At 50.3% G+C, this 14,658-nt stretch carries 12 protein-coding genes and 2 tRNA genes; 7 read left to right on the plus strand and 7 right to left on the minus strand.

Annotation, left to right across the window (positions count from 1 at the left end; genetic code table 11):
* Positions 1-91: 91 nt before the first annotated feature.
* The 6 genes from cdd (at position 92) to Dpoa569_RS11375 (ending at position 6,675) form a co-directional block, all read left to right on the plus strand.
* Positions 92-979, plus strand: a complete 888-nt coding sequence (gene cdd, locus Dpoa569_RS11350) for a cytidine deaminase (protein ID WP_042869943.1) — start codon at positions 92-94, stop codon at positions 977-979.
* Positions 980-1,255: 276 nt separating this feature from the next.
* Positions 1,256-2,953: an NAD-dependent malic enzyme gene (locus Dpoa569_RS11355; protein WP_042869941.1), complete on the plus strand. Its 1,698-nt coding sequence runs from the start codon at positions 1,256-1,258 to the stop codon at positions 2,951-2,953.
* A 199-nt stretch (positions 2,954-3,152) separates the two neighbouring features.
* On the plus strand, positions 3,153-4,388 hold the full coding sequence (gene moeA / locus Dpoa569_RS11360; RefSeq protein ID WP_146411356.1) for a molybdopterin molybdotransferase MoeA: 1,236 nt from the start codon (positions 3,153-3,155) through the stop codon (positions 4,386-4,388).
* A complete protein-coding gene (moeB, locus tag Dpoa569_RS11365) occupies positions 4,388-5,146 on the plus strand; it encodes a molybdopterin-synthase adenylyltransferase MoeB (protein WP_042869934.1) in 759 nt (252 codons plus the stop codon). Before moeA ends, moeB begins: the two co-directional genes overlap by 1 nt.
* 213 nt (positions 5,147-5,359) lie before the next feature.
* Positions 5,360-5,755 carry an acyl-CoA thioesterase gene (locus Dpoa569_RS11370; protein WP_042869931.1) on the plus strand — a complete coding sequence of 132 codons (396 nt, stop codon included), beginning with the start codon at positions 5,360-5,362 and terminating at the stop codon, positions 5,753-5,755.
* Between the two features lie 365 nt (positions 5,756-6,120).
* Positions 6,121-6,675 carry a flavodoxin family protein gene (locus Dpoa569_RS11375; RefSeq protein WP_042869928.1) on the plus strand — a complete coding sequence of 185 codons (555 nt, stop codon included), beginning with the start codon at positions 6,121-6,123 and terminating at the stop codon, positions 6,673-6,675.
* Between the two features lie 60 nt (positions 6,676-6,735).
* On the opposite strand, the gene Dpoa569_RS11380 is transcribed toward Dpoa569_RS11375, so the two are convergent.
* The 7 genes from Dpoa569_RS11380 to mtfA form a co-directional block, all read right to left on the minus strand.
* On the minus strand, positions 6,736-6,909 hold the full coding sequence (locus tag Dpoa569_RS11380) for a YqaE/Pmp3 family membrane protein (RefSeq protein WP_042869925.1): 174 nt from the start codon (positions 6,907-6,909) through the stop codon (positions 6,736-6,738).
* A gap of 171 nt (positions 6,910-7,080) precedes the next feature.
* Positions 7,081-9,291 (minus strand): discoidin domain-containing protein, encoded by a 2,211-nt coding sequence (locus Dpoa569_RS11385; protein ID WP_146411359.1) that lies wholly within the window; start codon positions 9,289-9,291, stop codon positions 7,081-7,083.
* Between the two features lie 105 nt (positions 9,292-9,396).
* Positions 9,397-9,744: a DUF3168 domain-containing protein gene (locus tag Dpoa569_RS11390; protein WP_042873869.1), complete on the minus strand. Its 348-nt coding sequence runs from the start codon at positions 9,742-9,744 to the stop codon at positions 9,397-9,399.
* A 251-nt stretch (positions 9,745-9,995) separates the two neighbouring features.
* Positions 9,996-12,182: a discoidin domain-containing protein gene (locus Dpoa569_RS11395; RefSeq protein WP_146411362.1), complete on the minus strand. Its 2,187-nt coding sequence runs from the start codon at positions 12,180-12,182 to the stop codon at positions 9,996-9,998.
* Between the two features lie 105 nt (positions 12,183-12,287).
* Entirely contained in the window at positions 12,288-12,635 is a 348-nt protein-coding gene (locus Dpoa569_RS11400; RefSeq protein WP_146411365.1) for a DUF3168 domain-containing protein, read from the minus strand.
* Between the two features lie 733 nt (positions 12,636-13,368).
* A tRNA-Asn gene (locus tag Dpoa569_RS11405) sits at positions 13,369-13,444 on the minus strand.
* Between the two features lie 109 nt (positions 13,445-13,553).
* Positions 13,554-14,345 (minus strand): DgsA anti-repressor MtfA, encoded by a 792-nt coding sequence (mtfA, locus tag Dpoa569_RS11410; RefSeq protein ID WP_042869915.1) that lies wholly within the window; start codon positions 14,343-14,345, stop codon positions 13,554-13,556.
* A gap of 94 nt (positions 14,346-14,439) precedes the next feature.
* Between mtfA and Dpoa569_RS11415 the strand changes: the two genes are divergently transcribed.
* Positions 14,440-14,529, plus strand: a tRNA-Ser gene (locus tag Dpoa569_RS11415).
* Positions 14,530-14,658: the final 129 nt, after the last annotated feature.

The following is a 14,658-nucleotide window of genomic DNA, read 5'->3' on the forward strand; positions in this document are numbered from 1 at the left end:
TCATTTTGAACGTGATAATAATCACAAATGATCGTTGTGTGCCCAAGCAGACTTGAGTTAACACGCTTTGAACCAGGAAAGAGAGACCACTATGCAAGCACGCTTTCATGACGCATTCACGCAACTGCCCTCAGCGCTGCAAACCGCACTGGCGCCAATACTGGTGCGTGACGATTTCGCCGCCATGTTAACCGCTGACGAAGTAAGCCAGATTTGTGCCCAGTGCCGGCTCGACGCCGATGCATTGGCTTTTGCCTTGCTGCCGCTGGCTGCCGCTTGTGCACTCACGCCGGTGTCTGGTTTTCACGTTGGCGCGATAGCACAAGGCACTAGCGGTGCCTTTTACTGGGGCGCAAATATGGAGTTTGACGGCCTGCCGCTGCAACAGACTGTCCACGCCGAGCAAAGCGCAATCTGTCATGCCTGGCTGCGTGACGAACCTGCGCTGCGAGCGGTGACGGTAAACTACACGCCCTGTGGTCACTGTCGTCAATTCATGAACGAACTCAATAGCGCGGCTGAACTGCGTATCTGCCTGCCGGGGCGCTCACCCGCTCTGCTCGGCCACTACCTGCCGGACGCGTTTGGCCCGCGCGATCTGGCGATCAACACTCTGCTAATGGATAACATGGATAACGGATTAACGCTGACGACAGACGACACGCTGCTGCAACTGGCGCTGGCAGCGGCAAACCGCAGCCACGCCCCCTATAGCAAGGCGTTCAGCGGCATCGCGCTGGAAACCCGGCAAGGTCGCCGCTACACCGGGCGTTATGCGGAAAACGCCGCATTTAACCCCAGTTTACCGCCCATGCAGGCAGCGTTAAATCTGGTCAATCTGGCTGGCGAGAGATTCGCCGACATTCAGCGCGCTGTTCTGGTGGAATCCAGCCACGCGACGCTGAGTCAATGGAGTCAGACTCAGCCGTTGTTGGCTTCCCTTGGCTGTGCCGACTTACAGCGCGAACTGGCGCACTAGCGTCTGACCTGCGCCGCCATTAGCATGGCGGCGTGCCCAATACCGTGACCGACAATTCACGCCACGTGAATAAAAAGGACAGAAAATTACCGTTTTTTTTCGCTGAATAAGCGGTAATATGTGATTTCCTCCGCATATTTTTTATATGCAAGCCATCTGTAATTATTTTAACTAACAATCCCTGTACATATTTTCTGGTTACTTTAAGATCAATGCAATCTATCGCTTCTCGCTGGTTCTACGAACCTATCTCCGCTACCCAAAGAGTCGAAAGTCATGGAATTGGAATACGAAAGTAAACGCCCTCTCTATATCCCTTATGCCGGTCCTATCCTGCTCGAATTTCCCCTGCTGAACAAAGGCAGCGCCTTTACCGAGGAAGAACGTGGTCAGTTCAACCTGCACGGCCTGCTACCCGAAGCGGTGGAAACCATTGAAGAACAGGCAGAACGTGCCTGGCGGCAGTATCAGGCATTCAAGAACGACATAGAAAAACATGTGTACCTGCGTAATATTCAGGACACCAACGAAACCCTGTTTTATCGCCTGCTGGACAACCACCTGAGCGAAATGATGCCAATCATTTATACGCCGACGGTAGGTGCTGCCTGTGAACACTTCTCCGATATTTACCGCCGTGCCCGCGGCTTGTTTATCTCCTACCCCAACCGTGAGCATATCGACGATATGCTGCAAAACGCCACTAAACAAAATGTAAAAGTTATCGTGGTGACAGACGGCGAGCGTATTCTCGGTCTGGGTGACCAGGGTATCGGCGGTATGGGGATTCCTATCGGTAAGCTGTCTCTGTACACCGCCTGCGGCGGCATCAGCCCGGCGTACACCCTGCCAGTCGTGCTGGATGTCGGCACCAACAACGCTCAGTTGCTCAACGATCCGCTGTATATGGGCTGGCGTCACCCACGTATTAGCGGCGATGAATACTATGAGTTCGTCAACGAATTCATTCAGGCGGTGAAACGCCGCTGGCCGAACGTACTGCTACAGTTTGAAGATTTCGCTCAGAATAACGCCATGCCGCTGCTGAACCGCTACCGCGATGAAATCTGCAGCTTCAATGATGACATTCAGGGCACCGCCGCCGTAGCGCTGGGCAGCCTGATCGCCGCCAGCCGTGCGGCTGGCAGCCAGTTGCGTGACCAGACCGTAGCGTTCCTTGGCGCCGGTTCCGCCGGTTGTGGCATCGCCGAGCAGATCATTGCCCAGATGAAGTCCGAAGGTCTGAGCGATGAAGAAGCTCGCGCCCGTGTATTCATGGTGGACCGTTTTGGTCTGTTGACCGACAAACTGCCGAATCTGCTCGACTTCCAGAGCAAACTGGTGCAGAAAAGCGACAAACTCGCCAGGTGGGATACCGCCAGCGACGCTATCTCGCTGATGGATGTGATGCGTAATGCCAAACCGACCATCCTGATCGGCGTATCTGGCCAGCCGGGTCTGTTCACAGAAGAGATCATTCGTGAAATGCACAGCCACTGTGCCCGTCCTATCGTGATGCCGCTGTCCAACCCAACTTCTCGTGTAGAAGCCCGCCCGGAAGATATCATTCGTTGGACTGATGGCGCTGCGCTGGTGGCAACCGGCAGCCCATTCGCTCCGGTACAGTACAAAGACAAAACCTACCCGATTGCACAGTGCAACAACTCCTACATTTTCCCAGGCATCGGTTTGGGTGTGCTGGCCTGTGGCGCGAAACGTATCACTGACAGCATGTTGATGGCATCCAGCCGTGCGCTGGCTGACTGTTCTCCGTTGGCCAATCAGGGCGAAGGGGCGCTGCTGCCGGAAGTGAGCACCATTCAGGACGTTTCCAAGCGCATCGCGCTGGAAGTGGCTAAAGCGGCTCAGTTGCAGGGCGTCGCGGAAGTGACCTCAGAAGAGGCCCTGGTGAAAGCGATTGCCCACAACTTCTGGCAACCGCAGTACCGTACCTACAAGCGCACATCATTCTGATAGTGCGTTCTGAATCGCGCTAATTGCAGGGCGATCAGCATCCAAGACGCGGCTTTGGCCGCGTTTTTTATCTCCCCTGGCGCTGACTCACGTCATTCTCCCACCCGGCGATTTCTGCCATAATGGCAACTATAGATACATCAATATCATGCCTGTTCTGCCAGCCCCATGATGCGGCAGGCAGCGCTGTGGAGCTGTCATGGATACTTCGGGTTTACTCTCTCTGGAACAAGCACGGCACGCCATGCTGACGCAGGTTTCTGCACTCACCGCCATAGAAACTGTTTCTATCTATCAGGCTGCGGGTCGTATCACGGCTACGGCAGTGACGTCCCCTATCGATGTTCCTCCATTCGACAACTCTGCGATGGATGGCTACGCCGTACGGTGCCATGAACTTAGTGGTCAGCCGCTGCCGGTGGCCGGCAAAGCCTTTGCCGGCGCTCCGTTTGATGCCGACTGGCCTGCTGGCAGTTGCATCCGCATCATGACCGGTGCGCCGATTCCAGCGGGAGCCGATGCGGTTGTCATGCAAGAGGAAACACAAACCAATGCCGACGGCAGGGTTCGTTTCACTCATGCGGTTAAGCCAGGCCAGAACATCCGCCGCACCGGTGAGGACATCCACCAACAAGCGCAAATACTGCCAGCAGGGATACGACTGGGTGCCGCCGAATTGCCGCTGCTGGCATCACTCGGCATCGCTACGATACAAGTGGTACGCCGTCTGCGGGTAGCGCTGTTCTCCACCGGCGACGAATTACAGCCAGTCGGCGAGCCGTTACAGGAAGGGCAGATTTATGATACCAACCGCTTTGCCGTACGCCTGATGCTGGAACAGTTGGGCCATGACGTGATCGACCTTGGCATAGTGCGTGATGACCCGGCGGCGCTGCGTCAGGTCTTTCAGGAGGCGGATCAGGCTGCCGACGTGGTGATCAGCAGCGGCGGCGTATCGGTAGGTGAAGCCGATTACACCAAACAGATGTTGGAAGCGCTGGGTGATATCCGTTTCTGGAAACTGGCTATCAAACCCGGTAAGCCGTTTGCATTCGGGAAACTGAGTCACGCCTGGTTCTGCGGGTTGCCGGGCAACCCGGTATCCGCCGCCGTCACGTTTTATCAGTTAGTGCAGCCACTGTTGGCACAGTTATCCGGCCATAGCGGCTGGTCACTACCCACGCGTTTTCGGGTTAAGGCGGCAACACCACTGAAAAAATCCCCTGGTCGACTGGACTTTCAGCGCGGTATTCTGAGCCGAAACGCGCTGGGTGACCTGGAAGTTCGTACCACCGGACATCAGGGTTCTCATGTATTCAGCTCATTCAGCCAGGGCAACTGCTTCATCGTACTGGAAGCGGAACGTGGCCGCGTGGAAGCAGGCGAATGGGTAGAGGTCGAACCCTTTAACACACTGTTGCAGAGCCACTACTGATGTTGCCTGAACTCACCGATGAAGAAACCCTACGCTACAATCGCCAAATTGTCCTGCGCGGGTTTGATTTTGATGCGCAGGAGCGACTGAAAGCCGCACAGGTACTGATTGTCGGGTTGGGCGGCCTGGGCTGTGCCGCCGCGCAATATCTGGCGTCTGCAGGCGTTGGCCACCTAACGCTGCTGGATTTTGATACCGTTTCATTGTCCAACCTGCAACGACAAGTGCTGCACCGCGATGATCGCATTGGTATGCCGAAGGTGGAATCTGCCCATCTGACCTTACAGGGCATTAACCCACATATTCACATCACACCGATTCAGGATAATCTGGAAGATGACGCGCTATTAGCGTTAGTGGCGCAACATGATGTCGTAGTGGATTGCACCGACAACGTTTCCATTCGTGATCGCCTCAACCGCCTCTGTTTTCTGCAGAAAACGCCGTTGGTATCCGGTGCGGCGATCCGGATGGAGGGGCAAATCAGCGTCTTCACCTATCAGTTGGAAGAGCCTTGCTACCGCTGCCTCAGCCGCCTGTTTGGCGACAATGCGCTAACCTGCGTTGAAGCGGGCGTTATGGCACCGCTGGTCGGTGTGATCGGTTCATTGCAGGCGTTGGAAACCATCAAATTGCTGACCCACTACGGTCAGCCGCTTGCCGGTAAATTGCTGCTGTTTGACGCGATGACGATGCAATTTCGGGAGATGCGGTTGCCGAAAAATCCGGACTGCGACACCTGCGGGCAGGCAACCTGACGCCGTACCGGCAGATAGGCAGATGATATAGTGGCGTTACGCATCGCATAAATCCCTCTGAAATTAAAAGTCTGCATAACTCCCAGCAATAGCCGGATAATTTCAGTTCAGGCTGGCCGTTAAAACGTCTTAATCGAAATAATGGCCAGACCTGCCGTGCGGGAATTGATGTAAAATAACAGTGTTCCAGTTAATTCATAAGGTCACCGTATCATGACGCAATCATTAACCATTGAAGAACGTATTCAACATTCCATCACCAAGGTTGCCAAGGTGGTTTTTCCCACTACGATCAATCACCATTCAACCTTGTTTGGCGGCACTGCGCTGGCATGGATGGATGAAATTTCTTTTATTACCGCTACCCGCTTTTGCCATAAACCACTGGTCACCGTCTCCACCGAAAAGATCAATTTCACCACCCCGATTCCGTCGGGTACTATTGTTGAGTTGGTCGGACAGGTCAGCCGGGTCGGTCGCACCAGCCTGACGGTAGATGTATCTGTATATCTGGAGCAGATGTACGCCGAAGGCCGAACTAACGTTATTACCGGTCAGTTCAATTTTGTCGCAGTTAATGATGAAGGTCGTCCAGTCCCGTTATTCTAATGAGTAGTCGTTCCATTTTTTATGAATTAAGGCAACAGTGATGCACTATTATTTTTTCATAGCGTATTTTGGTTGCCTTGCTATTATTAAATTTTCATTCCGTCGAATAAAAATAACGCCATGACATATATTCCATTATTTTCCACAGGGATGAGTTTTTCATTTTTATGAAAAATCACGTAACCTTGAGCATATTTTATAATCCTCACCGCTCAGATTACCGCCATCTGGTTACCATCAGGTAACCTAGGTACTTTCAGGTAATTAATTGTTTATAAATATATAACACGATAATATGCCGACGTATCTGAACATGGCTTAGCGCTTTACGTTCTTTTTATCTGTCCCATCCACGAGGAAATACTATGAGCAAGATTGCGGTTGTTTATTATTCTGGCTATGGTCACACCAAACTGATTGCTGAACTGGTCGCAGAAAGCGCACAGGCAAGTCTGATCGCCATCGACAACAACGGCGATATCACCGATGCTGATTGGGAAACACTGAACGCGGCAGACGGTATCATCTTCGGCGCACCGACCTACATGGGTAATGTTCCGTGGCAGTTCAAAAAATTCGCTGATGCCAGTTCCAAAATCTGGTTCACCCGTGGTTGGCAGGACAAAGTATTTGGCGGTTTCGTCAACAGCGCTAGCCTGAACGGCGACAAACAAGTGACACTGATTTATCTGCAGACGCTGGCTGCACAGCACGGCGGCATCTGGGTCAGCCTGGGGCAAGCGCCAGCTAACGCTCTGGCTTCCACCCGCAATGACGCCAACAACCTCGGTGGTTCAGCGGGTGCGCTGATTCAATCGCCATCCGACGCAGGCGCTGATGCCATCCCGGCAGGCGACCTGGAAACCGCCAAACTGTACGGTGCGCGCGTTGCTGAAATCGCTCGCCGCCTGCACGGTTAATCACGTCATCCTTCTGTCCTTCACATGCCCGGACTTACCGGGCATTTTTCTCTCCATGCGTTATTCGCTACAGCTGTCTGGGCGAGTTTGAATCCAAAATGCATGGATCAGGCCAGGCACATACCCCAGCAAGGTCAGCAACACATTCAACAGAAACGCCCAACCAAAACCTTTACCCAACAACACGCCGAGCGGCGGCAGAATAATGGTAAACAGAATACGCCAGAACCCCATCGGCAACCTCCATTGCGGTCAGTAATCGAGTCGATATGCCAGCATAATCGGTTGAATGTCAGTTTCTGATAACAACAGGTAAGATTTTGTGGCGAATATGCGTTAATACGTATGAAAAAAGCGGACTGAAAATATCAGCCCGCCCGTATAGCCATGAATACCACTCAAATTTTACGGTTGTTGATAGGCCAGCTTGTAGTTACCCGCCGCCACAGTCTTAAACGTCACCTTATCGGGATACCAGCGGATCTCCACTTCGGCTTCGGTTTGTTTTTTCCAGGCGGAGCTGTTATTCACATTCAGCGTTAGAACATCGACCACGGCACTATCGACTGATGGATCAGGTACATTCAACGCCAATGCAAACGCCAGATTATCCGGCAAACCATTGGTATTAGGAAACAACAAAGCCCATTGCGCCGCGGTGATTTGGCTCAAGGACGATACCGTCATACCACTCGCTATCAGCTTATTTGCCCCAGTTGCATCTGCTGATAATGCCCCCATAGACACCCAGGAACTTCCATTCCAGACCACCCAGTCATTCAGGTCACGCGATACCGCTACAGATACCGCTCCCTTGCCGGACAGCGTTGTTGACAGTTGTGCTGAGTTGATCACCTGCCAGGACCTAATACTGGTCAGCGATTTTGGTATGATAATCTGAGAGTCTGGCCCGTAGGATGTTCTAACGTAATTTTTTGTCGGGTTTGACGCGAGCCAAACCTTGATTGGTAACTTATCTGACAGCGCGGAACTACTAATAACGCCAGAGTAAACGAAGCCTGATGTAGAAAAATCTGACGTAGAGGATGGCGTGTTTACTTTTGTTAGCACACCTGATGATGCTGTATAGAAATTCCCGAAGGAATCAGAAATCAGGCACTTATCACCAACAACCAGTTTCAGTTTTTTGACACTAACAAATGGATAGGAAGAATTTCTATCAGTGATATATAAGCGATACTTTGAATAATTCGCAGCAATTGATAAAGGGAACTCTTGATCGATGTCAGCTGTGTTATTCGTGCTGTTGCTGACAGAATGAATGGTTGTCCAAACACTGCCGTCGTTACTACCCTGCAGCGACCAGGATTTCGGACTGGCAAGACCGCCAATCAATAAGTTTGGGTTCGTTATTATGTAACCCGTGATCTCCGTTTGAGACGGCAATTCAATCTCTAACCACTGCGGCGCAGCAGAAGTAGGCGCACTAGAGCTGATCCAGCCATTACCTGATGCACTCCCGTCAAAAGCGTAATAGGCGGCAAATGACGCGTTGTATGTTGAAGACGCAGAGGCAGCATATCCCGTGGGTGTGTTTGCTGACGTCATTGCCGGCACTACTGTGGCATTTGAGTAGCTCGACACGGATAATGACATGCCGTCAGCTTTTATTATTGAAGAATAAAAAGAACCGTCGGAAGCTACTGAATAGGCTTCACCAGTGTACGGCTTCAGTTGCCCATCAAATAACACGTTGTTTGTCTGAGCATAGTTAGCGGCACTTGTGCTTGAAAATGTATCAATAACCACCGTCTGTGATGTTAACTCCACTTCCTCCTTCAGCGCATAGGCATCAACGCTGTAATCCATCGTGCCGGTAGCGCTAAACGGGAAGGTAAATACCTGATTCGCCGTCGCACCACTACGCGTTACCACCGTATAACCACGACTACCATTGCTTCCGCTGTTTCCGCCGCCGTTATTGCTGCCTGTCGCACTAACAATCAGTTGATTGTTGCTTGTATCATAATTCAGCGAAACGCCCTGCCCGGCTGCCAGCGTCGCCAGCAGTACCTTGCGTACCGCATCGGCAAAGTCGGTAATCTGGGATGCAGTATGGGTATGATTAGCCAGATCAGACTTATGCACCACATCGCTCAGCCCTAGATTGGCGACAAACTGCGCTTTGTCCGGAATATCCGCGCCATTGAGGGTCTTGTCCATCATCCGGCTGACCGCGTCGGTCAAATCCGGCAGCGTTTTCACCACCACATTCTTGCCGTTGCTATCCGTCAGGGTCACCTGTCCATGCTCGGTCAGCACCTGTTTCCACTGCGTCAGTTGGGACTGATAACCGGCCAGCATCGCCGCAATCTGCGCCACATACGCGGCATGATCAAAGCTGTCGCCGCTGCCAAACACTGGAATGGCGTAGTGCACGCCATTTTCAGTGCAGCCACAATATTCGCTGGCCAGCACCAGTTCGGTATCCGACACGACGGAGGCAATTTCATAAATTCTGATACTGCAGTCGGTAAATATCAGCAGCATCCCTCCTGCTGATACACCATTATTTTTATCCGCCCAAAGCGTATTATTTCCCAGCACCACTTTACTGCCAGAAAATAGCGATAAACTACCTGATTTATACCACATAACCCTTTCCTTCATTTAAATAGAGAGTAGCATCCCCGTCACAAGATAAATTGCGCTCCAGGGAATCAGCTGATTTAATACGAATGAATTTATATCGCTCAACGATTAACGTGAAAGCATCACTTCCAGCGTCATACGGAATTGTTCATATTCCACATCGAAATCGTTATATTCAGCCGTTTTATTCGGAGCCAATACTGCCAGCGCAGTTTTGACCTGCTCACGCAATGCGCGGGCTGCCGCTACCGAGTGGGCATAACAATCCACACTGACAGTCACCTGCTGACCAGCCAGCTGCTGCGAGGCGTTGTAATTGTTTTCCTGACTCAGCGAGAAAAGGATAAATGAGTGCTTATGATGGGGGGCATGATAATCACAGCAGGGTACGGCATACGCATAAACACGCCCATTAACCAATTTACCCAGCAGTGGATAGATATCTTCTTCAGTCATTTCTTTCCGCCTTTTTGATAATAAATAAAATTGGTTCCATCTCTTAATTAACAAAAAACAGACCCCTTCAAGCGCTTATCGCTTCGGTTATTATCATAAGCGTTCTTATAGCTATTACTCTCGTCTGGTTTGTTGTGCCATCAACCAAAAAGATAAAGACCACAATCCATCTGGAATGCAGACCAGTTTATTTGTAAAAAGCGGGCTGAAAATATCAGCCCGCCCATATGGTTAGGACTATTATTCAAATATTACGGTTGCTGATAGGCCAGTTTGTAGTTACCTGCCGCCACCGTCTTAAACGTTACTTTATCGGGATACCAGCGAATCTCCACTTCAGCTTCGGTTTGTTTTTTCCAGGCGGAGCCGTTATTTACATTAAGAGTCAGAGCATCGACCACGGCACTATCGACTGATGAATCAGGTACATTCAGCGCCAATGCGAACGCCAGGTTATCCGGCGCACCATTGGTATTAGGAAACAACAAAGCCCATTGCGCCGCGGTGATTTGGCTCAAGGACGATACCGTCATACCACTCGCTATCAGCTTATTTGCCCCAGTTGCATCTGCTGATAATGCCCCCATAGACACCCAGGAACTTCCATTCCAGACCACCCAGTCATTCAGATCACGCGATACCGCTACAGATACCGCGCCCTTGCCGGACAGCGTTGCTGACAATTGTCCTGAGTTAATCGCCTGCCAGGATCTAGCACTGGTCAGCGATTTTTGCAGAATAATCTGTGCCCCCGGAGCAAACGACACAGCCACCTCACCACCACCTTCAGCGACGACGCTCAACGGTAATTTATCTGTTAGTGAAGAGGCGCTAATTTTACCTGAGCTGATAAACCCTGAAGATGCAATGTCACCAGGCTGTAATGGTGCATTGACCGGACTCAGAACGCCATTTACGCTGGTGTAATAATTATTGCCTGAACGTAATAGAACTTTCTGTTCACGTTGCAGTAATCCAAACTCAGTAATAGTGACGAGATCACCGGTATTTACGGCTGAAATATAAATACGGAAATATTTATAGGTTGCTTTATTGATGCTAAATATCTTTTTCTCATTAGAGGTAAAAGTCACGCCAGTCTGACTGTCCAATGTCACCCAGTTATTTCCATCATTACTTCCCTGGAAAGTCCAGTCTCTCGGTACACCACCAAGAGAAAGATTCTGACGACAAATAATAAAATAGTAATCGATAGATTTAGCATCGTTAAATGCCACAGATAACCACTGGGGTGCACCACCCTGTGTTGACCAACGGGTATCCTCACCCGTTACCCCGCCATCAAATGCTTTCCACCCATACCACCTTGGATCATTATTAAATGCGCTGCTCTGCGCGATAGTAATACCTGATGCAGATGTAGCAGAAGTCAACTTAGGTACTAAAGAAGGGGGAACTGCATTGATTGTTAAATCCCCTGGCTCAGCCGCCACAACAACGGAGTACAGCGAGCCATCCTGAGCCAGGCTAATCTGGCCACCTGTGTAAGGTTTTACCGTACCATCCCAAACCAATGCTGCAGTTTGGTTGTAATTATTCTTACTGACAGCATCGAACGATTCCAGCGTGAGCGACTGATTAGTCAGCCCTGCCTCTTCCTTCAGCGCATAGGCATCAACGCTGTAATCCATCGTGCCGGTAGCGCTGAACGGAAAAGTAAATACCTGATTCGCCGTCGCACCACTACGCGTTACCACCGTATAACCACGACCACCATTGCTTCCGCTGTTTCCGCCGCCGTTATTGCTGCCTGTCGCACTAACAATCAGTTGATTGTTGCTTGTATCATAATTCAGCGAAATGCCCTGCCCGGCTGCCAGCGTCGCCAGCAGTACCTTGCGTACCGCATCGGCAAAGTCGGTAATCTGGGATGCAGTATGGGTATGATTAGCCAGATCAGACTTATGCACCACATCGCTCAGCCCAAGATTGGCGACAAACTGCGCTTTGTCCGGAATATCCGCGCCATTGAGGGTCTTGTCCATCATCCGGCTGACCGCGTCGGTCAAATCCGGCAGTGTTTTCACCACCACATTCTTGCCGTTGCTATCCGTCAGGGTCACCTGCCCATGTTCGGTCAGCACCTGTTTCCACTGTGTCAGTTGGGACTGATAACCGGCCAGCATCGCCGCAATCTGCGCCACATACGCGGCATGATCAAAGCTGTCGCCGCTGCCAAACACCGGAATGGCGTAGTGCACGCCATTTTCAGTGCAGCCACAATATTCGCTGGCCAGCACCAGTTCGGTATCCGACACGACGGAGGCAATTTCATAAATTCTGATACTGCAGTCGGTAAATATCAGCAGCATCCCTCCTGCTGATACACCATTATTTTTATCCGCCCAAAGCGTATTATTTCCCAGCACCACTTTACTGCCAGAAAATAGCGATAAACTACCTGATTTATACCACATAACCCTTTCCTTCATTTAAATAGAGAGTAGCTTCCCCGTCACAGGATAAATTGCGCTCCAGGGAATCAGCTGATTTAATACGAATGAATTTATATCGCTCAACGATTAACGTGAAAGCATCACTTCCAGCGTCATACGGAATTGTTCATATTCCACATCGAAATCGTTATATTCAGCCGTTTTATTCGGAGCCAATACTGCCAGCGCAGTTCTGACCTGCTCACGCAATGTGCGGGCTGCCGCTACCGAGTGGGCATAACAATCCACACTGACAGTCACCTGCTGACCAGCCAGCTGCTGCGAGGCGTTGTAACTGTTTTCCTGACTCAGCGAGAAAAGGATAAATGAGTGCTTATGATGGGGGGCATGATAATCACAGCAGGGTACGGCATACGCATAAACACGCCCATTAACCAATTTACCCAGCAGTGGATAGATATCTTCTTCAGTCATTTCAGTAAACCTTATTTGATAATAAATAGAATTTAACTTATTTCTATTAACAGAAAATAGTTACCTTGAAGCGCTTATCGCTTCGGTTATTATCATAAGTGTTTTTATGACTATGATTCTCGCTTTAATTGTTGTTACACCAATCAAACATAAAATTATGGATAAATTTATTGAATGACAAATATCTCGACAGGGATCGGTCTAATAAGCACTGGAACAACGAGCCAATCGTGCTGCTCAGCAGCGAAAAATGAAGAGAATACATCCTCCGTGAATTCCGATGCATTTTAGATGCTGAAATTCAGGAAATAATAATGCCTGAGGAGTCCCTTAATTTAACAACTGCGTTAAAAATAAATTATTCTCTCCCAATTTAAGCATACTCAGTTAGTTTCTGGTTATTTTTTCCGAGCGGATGACAATATGGCGATGTTCTTTCAGCCGGGCAAAATAACGTTCACCGAGATTGCGCTTTTTGTACCATCAGATATCAAGTTTACGCCGTTTATCCCGGCTGACTTTTCAGTCTCGTCGGTTTTATCGAGCTTATATGCATGATGGCTACCTCCAACTACTGGTAAAAACGAAATCGAACCCGCTTTACCCGTATTTTTACCAGCAAATGGATGGCTTCGAGTAGTTTTGAAGGGATGAGGGTGAACCTAAAGAAGGGGATAACCCATTGATAAAAATCAAAAAAGCAGACGTCAGTGAACGTCTGCTTTCTTTAAATTGGCTCCTCTGACTGGACTCGAACCAGTGACATACGGATTAACAGTCCGCCGTTCTACCGACTGAACTACAGAGGAATCGTTTGAACGGGGCGCATCTTATCTGTGGTGGCATTACGCTGTCAACGGGCAAAACCGACATTCCGTACTGACTGCTTGGCTTCTGTACAATCTGCAGTATTCATCATCAGTGAGGAGATAAATCGACCTGAGCCTGATTCGCTTGCCAGCGCTGCAACCGCTCCAGTGGGTTCTGACGATAGAAACCGCAAAAATTCTGGTATACCGCCGGGAAACGCTCCGCCAGCAGGTCTGGAGCGCTGAAGAAATATTCAGACAGTACAGCAAAGCACTCTGCAAGGTCAGCTGCGGCATAGGCATCCATGCTGGCGGCGTCTTCTCCTGTCAGATCGATTTCCTCCCGCAGCGCTTCCATTGCCGCATGAAGGGTCTGCTCCCAGCGCGCCACATCGCGCAACGACATCGTGGGCACACCGGATGGACGGTCATTACCACGCATATCCAGTTTATGCGCCACTTCGTGGATAACCAGATTGAAACCCGAAAGATCAAATGAATCCTGAATTTCCAGCCAGTTGAGCACAACAGGCCCTTGATCCCAGCTCTGTCCAGACTGAACGCTGGGACCGCTATGCACAAGACCGAACTCATCCATCCATTCGCCATTCACTGTAAAAGGTTCAGGGTGAATCAGCACGTCATGAAAACCATCCAGCCATTCAATGCCCAATTCCAACACCGGGAGCGAAAACAATAGTGCGATGCGTTGAGCCATCAGTTTGGTCAGCACCAGTCCCAGCAACGGCACCAGGTTCTTTTGGCGCAAAAATTGTCTGGCCACCGTGATGAGGTGCTGGCGTTCATTTTCTGCCAGCGGTGTTAGCAGTGGGATCGACAGCGCCTGCTGCCAATCCGAAAATGTATCGGGAGTAAGGGATTTCCATTGCCACTTCATCATGGTGTTGCTCGCTAAGTCATCACTTGAATTCAAAGGCGTCGGTTTGATCTTGTTAACAGGCCACAAAACAGGGCATCATAAGCGCCACTTTCGCGGAGAGATGCCGGAGCGGCTGAACGGACCGGTCTCGAAAACCGGAGTAGGGGCAACTCTACCGGGGGTTCAAATCCCCCTCTCTCCGCCAATTTTCAAAAAAATCAATAAGCCAAACAGCACTCCTGATTTATTCCCGCATAAAGTCGTACCTAAAACAGTCGCTTAAAATGGCTTTTTACGTCTATCCCGACTGTTTTTATCATTGTTTTTATCATGT

It is taken from the genome of Dickeya poaceiphila, assembly GCF_007858975.2.
Lineage (GTDB): Bacteria > Pseudomonadota > Gammaproteobacteria > Enterobacterales > Enterobacteriaceae > Dickeya > Dickeya poaceiphila.